Origin of the sequence: Neobacillus drentensis (genome assembly GCF_036965645.1) — a bacterium.
Lineage (GTDB): Bacteria > Bacillota > Bacilli > Bacillales > Cytobacillaceae > Neobacillus > Neobacillus drentensis_D.
This window is the reverse complement of sequence record NZ_JBALPZ010000197.1, coordinates 1-6,081: the sequence shown is the minus strand read 5'-3', so window position 1 is coordinate 6,081 and position 6,081 is coordinate 1. Positions and strand designations below refer to the sequence as shown.

General features: G+C 39.0%; 5 protein-coding genes. 4 read left to right on the top strand and 1 reads right to left on the bottom strand.

The features are described from left to right. Positions 1-48: 48 nt before the first annotated feature. The 4 genes from pdhA to lpdA all read left to right on the top strand — a co-directional run bounded on the left by pdhA (position 49) and on the right by lpdA (position 4,968). The gene (gene pdhA / locus V7266_RS27850; RefSeq protein WP_335472467.1) at positions 49-1,164 is read left to right on the top strand and encodes a pyruvate dehydrogenase (acetyl-transferring) E1 component subunit alpha; all 1,116 of its coding nucleotides are present in this window, start codon (positions 49-51) and stop codon (positions 1,162-1,164) included. 3 nt (positions 1,165-1,167) lie between these two features. Further along, positions 1,168-2,145, top strand: coding sequence for an alpha-ketoacid dehydrogenase subunit beta (locus tag V7266_RS27845; RefSeq protein ID WP_335472466.1), 978 nt, complete (start codon positions 1,168-1,170; stop codon positions 2,143-2,145). A 107-nt stretch (positions 2,146-2,252) separates the two neighbouring features. Next, a complete protein-coding gene (locus tag V7266_RS27840) occupies positions 2,253-3,548 on the top strand; it encodes a dihydrolipoamide acetyltransferase family protein (protein ID WP_335472465.1) in 1,296 nt (431 codons plus the stop codon). A gap of 4 nt (positions 3,549-3,552) precedes the next feature. Then, complete coding sequence (gene lpdA / locus V7266_RS27835) at positions 3,553-4,968, top strand: dihydrolipoyl dehydrogenase (protein WP_335472464.1); 1,416 nt, start codon at positions 3,553-3,555, stop codon at positions 4,966-4,968. Between the two features lie 471 nt (positions 4,969-5,439). Here the strand turns inward: lpdA and V7266_RS27830 are convergent, their stop codons facing one another. Continuing rightward, positions 5,440-5,874 carry a DUF1885 family protein gene (locus V7266_RS27830; protein WP_335472463.1) on the bottom strand — a complete coding sequence of 145 codons (435 nt, stop codon included), beginning with the start codon at positions 5,872-5,874 and terminating at the stop codon, positions 5,440-5,442. Positions 5,875-6,081 lie beyond the last annotated feature (207 nt).

Below are 6,081 nucleotides of genomic sequence, written 5' to 3'. Positions count from 1 at the left end.
ATTTATTTTTTTAAAAATAGGCCCTAAATAGAAAGGAAGAGATGACAGATGGCTTCTAAACTTAAGAACGCCCAGCTTGATGCACAGAAAGCACTCGAAGCTGTAGAAGAACAATTTCAAACACTTCAAATCCTTAATGAACAAGGTGAGGTTGTCAATGAAGCAGCAATGCCAGACCTTACTGATGAACAACTCCAAGAATTAATGCGCCGTATGGTTTACACCAGAATTCTTGATCAGCGTTCTATTTCTTTAAACCGTCAAGGAAGATTAGGTTTCTATGCGCCAACAGCTGGACAAGAAGCTTCTCAGCTTGCCTCTCAATTTGCACTTGAAAATGAAGATTTCATCTTACCTGGATACCGTGATGTACCGCAAATCGTTTGGCATGGTTTACCACTATCTCAAGCATTTTTATGGTCCAGAGGGCATTTTGAGGGTATGAATATCCCTGAAGGTGTGAATGTACTTCATCCTCAAATCATTATTGGTGCTCAGTATGTTCAAACAGCTGGGGTTGCACTTGGATTCAAGAAACGTGGAACTAAGGCTGTTGCCATTACTTATACTGGTGACGGTGGAACATCTCAAGGTGATTTCTATGAAGGGATTAACTTTGCAGGTGCATATAAAGCGCCAGCTATCTTTGTTATCCAAAATAACCAATTTGCCATTTCAACTCCACGTGAAAAGCAAACTGCTGCCAAAACATTAGCACAAAAGGCTGTTGCAGCTGGTATCCCTGGAATCGTCGTTGATGGTATGGATCCTCTAGCAGTTTATAAGGCGACTCGCGATGCTCGTGAGCGTGCGGTTAATGGAGAAGGACCTACACTTATTGAAACATTAACTTACCGTTATGGACCACATACAATGGCTGGCGATGACCCTACACGTTACCGTACTGCCGATCTTGATAATGAGTGGGAAAAGAAAGATCCTCTTGTACGTTTCCGTAAATTCCTTGAGAATAAGGGACTATGGAATGAAGAAAAAGAAACTGAAGTAATTGAACAAGCAAAAGAAGAAATTAAAGAGGCTCTTAAACAAGCTGATGCTGCACCAAAACAAAAAGTGACAGACTTAATGTCTATTATGTATGAAGAAATGCCGCAAACATTAAAAGAACAATATGAACTATATAAAGAAAAGGAGTCGAAGTAAGCCATGGCTCAAATGACAATGATTCAAGCAATTACAGATGCTTTACGTACGGAATTACGTAACGATCCGAATGTGTTAGTATTCGGTGAAGACGTAGGCGTAAACGGTGGTGTATTCCGTGCAACTGAAGGCCTGCACCAGGAGTTTGGCGAAGATCGTGTATTTGACACGCCTCTAGCTGAATCAGGAATCGGCGGTTTAGCAGTAGGTCTAAGTTTACAAGGCTTCCGTCCAGTTCCGGAAATTCAATTTTTTGGATTTGTATTTGAAGTAATGGATTCAATTGCAGGTCAATTGGCTCGTCAACGTTATCGTTCAGGTGGAAGATATAGTGCTCCTGTTACCATTCGCTCACCATTTGGCGGCGGCGTACATACTCCTGATATGCACGCGGACAGTTTAGAAGGACTTATGGCTCAAACACCTGGGGTGAAGGTAGTTATTCCTTCAACACCTTATGATGCAAAAGGTCTGTTAATTTCAGCCATTCGCGATAATGACCCTGTCATTTTCCTTGAGCACATGAAATTATACCGTTCATTCCGTCAAGAGGTTCCTGAAGAGGAATATACAATTCCACTAGGGAAAGCAGAAGTGAAACGTGAAGGAACTGATGTATCCATCATTACTTACGGTGCAATGGTTCATGAGTCATTAAAAGCAGCAGAAGAACTTGAAAAAGAGGGATATTCTGCGGAAGTTATTGACTTACGTACAGTAAGCCCAATTGATATTGAAACCATTATTGCATCTGTTGAAAAAACTGGCCGTGCAATTGTGGTTCAAGAAGCACAAAAACAAGCAGGCGTTGCTGCAAATGTTGTAGCTGAAATCAACGATCGTGCTATTCTTAGCTTGGAAGCTCCTGTATTACGTGTTGCAGCACCAGATACAGTATTCCCATTCCCACAAGCTGAATCAGTATGGCTTCCTAACTATAAAGATGTAATTGAGACTGCTAAAAAAGTTTTAACTTTCTAATCATCACTTCGGTCGAGTGATAAAGATATATTTTGGGAAAAGTTATATTTTCCCAATTCTACTTAATATTGTTTAAAAAATACATGAAAAATAGGAGATGAATCTCTGTGTCATTTCAATTTAAAATGCCTGATATCGGTGAAGGTATTCACGAAGGTGAAATCGTCAAATGGTTTGTGAAGCCAGGTGATAAAGTCCAAGAAGATGATGTCCTATGTGAAATTCAAAATGATAAAGCTGTAGTTGAAATTCCATCCCCAGTAGAAGGTACCGTTCAAGAAGTACTAGTTGGAGAAGGAACTGTAGCAACTGTTGGTCAAGTACTAGTTACTTTTGATGCACCAGGATACGAAAACTTACAATTTAAAGGCGATGATCATGCAGAGGAAGCTCCAAAACAAGCTGAAGCTCCAGCAGCAGCACCTGCACAAGAGGCAGCAGCACCTGCAGCTCAAGCTGTTCAAGCTGAGGCAGATCCAAATCGTCGAGTTATTGCTATGCCGTCTGTTCGGAAATATGCACGTGAAAAAGGTGTGGAAATTCGTCTTGTCACAGGTTCAGGAGATAACGGCCGTGTCCTTAAGACTGATATTGATGCATTCTTAAGCGGCGGTGCTCAAGCAGCACCAACAACAGCAGCAGCACCTGCAGCGGCTGAAGAAGCACCAAAAGCAGCACCGGCTCCAATTCCACAAGGTGAATATCCAGAAACACGTGAGAAGATGAGTGGAATCCGTAAAGCAATTGCAAAAGCAATGGTTAACTCTAAGCACACTGCTCCACACGTTACCTTAATGGATGAAATCGATGTGACTAAACTTGTGGCACACCGTAAGAAGTTCAAAGAAGTGGCTGCTGCAAAAGGGATTAAACTTACATTCTTACCATATATCGTAAAAGCATTGACAAGTGCATTAAGAGAGTTCCCTGTATTAAATACATCTCTTGATGATGCAACAAATGAAATTATCCATAAGCATTATTTCAACATTGGTATCGCTGCAGACACTGAAAAAGGTCTTTTAGTTCCAGTTGTAAAAGATGCTGACCGTAAATCTGTATTCACGATTTCTAATGAAATTAATGAATTAGCTGGTAAAGCACGTGATGGAAAACTTGCTCCAAATGAAATGAAAGGTGCATCATGCACAATTTCAAACATTGGTTCAGCAGGCGGACAATGGTTTACTCCTGTAATTAACCATCCAGAAGTAGCAATCTTAGGTGTAGGCCGTATTGCTGAGAAGCCGATCGTTCGTAACGGTGAAATTGTTGCTGCACCGGTATTAGCTTTATCTTTAAGCTTTGACCACCGCATGATTGACGGTGCGACTGCTCAAAATGCAATGAATCATATTAAACGTTTATTAAACGATCCAGAACTATTGTTAATGGAGGCGTAAGAAAATGGTAGTTGGAGATTTCCCAATTGAAACAGATACTATAGTCATCGGTGCGGGTCCTGGAGGATATGTAGCAGCTATCCGTGCCGCTCAGTTAGGACAAAAAGTAACGATTGTTGAAAAAGAATATGTTGGCGGCGTATGTTTAAATGTGGGCTGCATTCCATCTAAAGCATTGATTGCTGCAGGACATCGTTATGAAACAGCTGTTCACTCTGAATCATTCGGTATTACAGCTGATAATGTAAAAGTTGATTTTACTAAGGTTCAGGAATTCAAAGCTGGAATCGTTAAGAAATTAACCGGCGGTGTTGAGGGACTTTTAAAAGGAAATAAAGTAAACATTGTTCGTGGGGAAGCATATTTTGTTGATTCCAATACACTACGTGTAATGGATGAAAATTCTGCTCAAACCTATACTTTTAAGAATGCCATCATTGCAACTGGTTCACGTCCGATTGAATTGCCAACTTTTAAATATACTAAACGAGTTCTAAATTCAACAGGTGCCTTGAATTTAAATGAAATCCCTGAAAAAATCGTTGTAATCGGCGGAGGGGTTATTGGAATCGAACTTGGCGGTGCTTATGCGAACTTTGGTTCCCAAGTAACCATCCTAGAAGGTGCGGACGAAATTTTAGGCCTTGGTGTATTTGATAAACAAATGGCTTCTTTAGTAAAGCGCACTATGCAAAAACGAGGTGCAGAATTCTATACAAATGCATTTGCTAAAGGTGTAGAAGAAACTGAAAATGGTGTAGTCGTAAACTTTGAAGTAAAAGGTGAAGCGAAGAAGGTAGAAGCTGATTATGTATTTGTCATGGTTGGACGCCGTCCAAACACGGATGAAATGGGCTTAGAGCAAGCAGGTATTAAATTAACCGAACGCGGACTAATTGAAATTGACAAACAATGCCGTACAAATATCGGTAATATCTATGCAATCGGTGATGTTGTTGCTGGTCCTCAATTGGCACATAAAGCATCTTATGAAGCCAAAATTGCTGCGGAAGCCATTGCTGGTCATCCATCAGAAATTGATTACCTAGGTATCCCTGCAGTTGTATTCTCTGATCCAGAATTAGCTTCTGTTGGGTATACTGAGCAGCAAGCTAAAGAAGAAGGTATTAAGGTAAAAGCGGCGAAATTCCCATTTGCTGCAAATGGTCGTGCATTATCTCTAGACAGCAGCGATGGATTTATGAAATTAATTACTCGCGCAGAAGATGGTGTAGTAATTGGTGCTCAAATCGCTGGGGCAAGTGCTTCAGATATGATTGCTGAATTAGGCTTAGCCATTGAAACGGGTATGACAGCAGAGGATTTAGCTCTAACAATCCATGCTCATCCTACCCTTGGAGAAATTACCATGGAAGCAGCTGAAGTGGTTCTAGGAACTCCAATTCATATTATTAAGTAATAATTAAGTCCTTTCCTGTAAGATGGAAAGGACTTTTTTTATTAACAGAGAAATGATTTAGTAGTGAAAGAGAGGAGGAATTAAAAGAATTCTGTAAATAATATCTAACTGCCAAAGAATAATCATATATTTAAAACACTAGCCAATGTTCTTGTTCTTGATTAAAGATCAATGTATTTTGCGTGGTGATAAAAATGAAGGTCTACGTTGTAATTTTATTACAATTTATGATTTGGAGTGGATTTACATTCATTGAGTGGCTTTCAAAACACGATCAACTCATTTATAAAGTAATGATGTTTTTTGTTTTTTTTTACCTGGCATTAATGCTCGGAAACTATGTGACCAAATCGGTAAGAAAGACACTATTTATTACGGCACTAAGTCTGGTGATATATACATCAATCCATTATACTTTGGCTCTTTTTGTAAATTAAAAGACCCCGCTATAAGCTGGAGTCTTTTAATGTCTTATTTTCTTGGATAATAGTACATGACTCTGTCATTAAAGAGGTGAAGCTCTCCTTGTAGTTTTTTGGCAAGGAATTTGCAAAATTCATTCGCCTTTCCTTTATCTCCATGTGTGGATTGTTCTGGTAATGTTACTTGTATGTATTGCTGCTCCCTTTCTGTGCCATCTTCCTCTTTAACTGTTTCCTTATCAACACCAATTAAAATGGCATTATAGCGTTCGTGGTCAGAATGTAAATAAAAAGCCTTTCCCTTACTTGCTTCTGTTTCTTTAATTTCATATGGAAATGCAGATTCCCCATACTGCCAGTTCAATTGGTCGCCCGTTTTTGCTGTTATATTTTTATAATAAAAAAATAATTCTTTTACTTCTTCAATCGTGATTGTTTGTTTATCAGATGAGGGCACGAGCTTAATAAATGCATTAACAGCCATCACCATTCCCCCTTTTTCATCCATGATTTGTGCAATTCTATTCTAGCACTGATTAAAAAGTACTGACAACATTAAACATTAAATAAATTGTTAACTATTCTATATATTTTATCCATGGCCAAAAAAGACCAGAATTAAGTTATTATTTAACTGATTTTTTGTTAATGTGACATACAATTTAGGCTTGAAAAGTTTAATGTGATATAT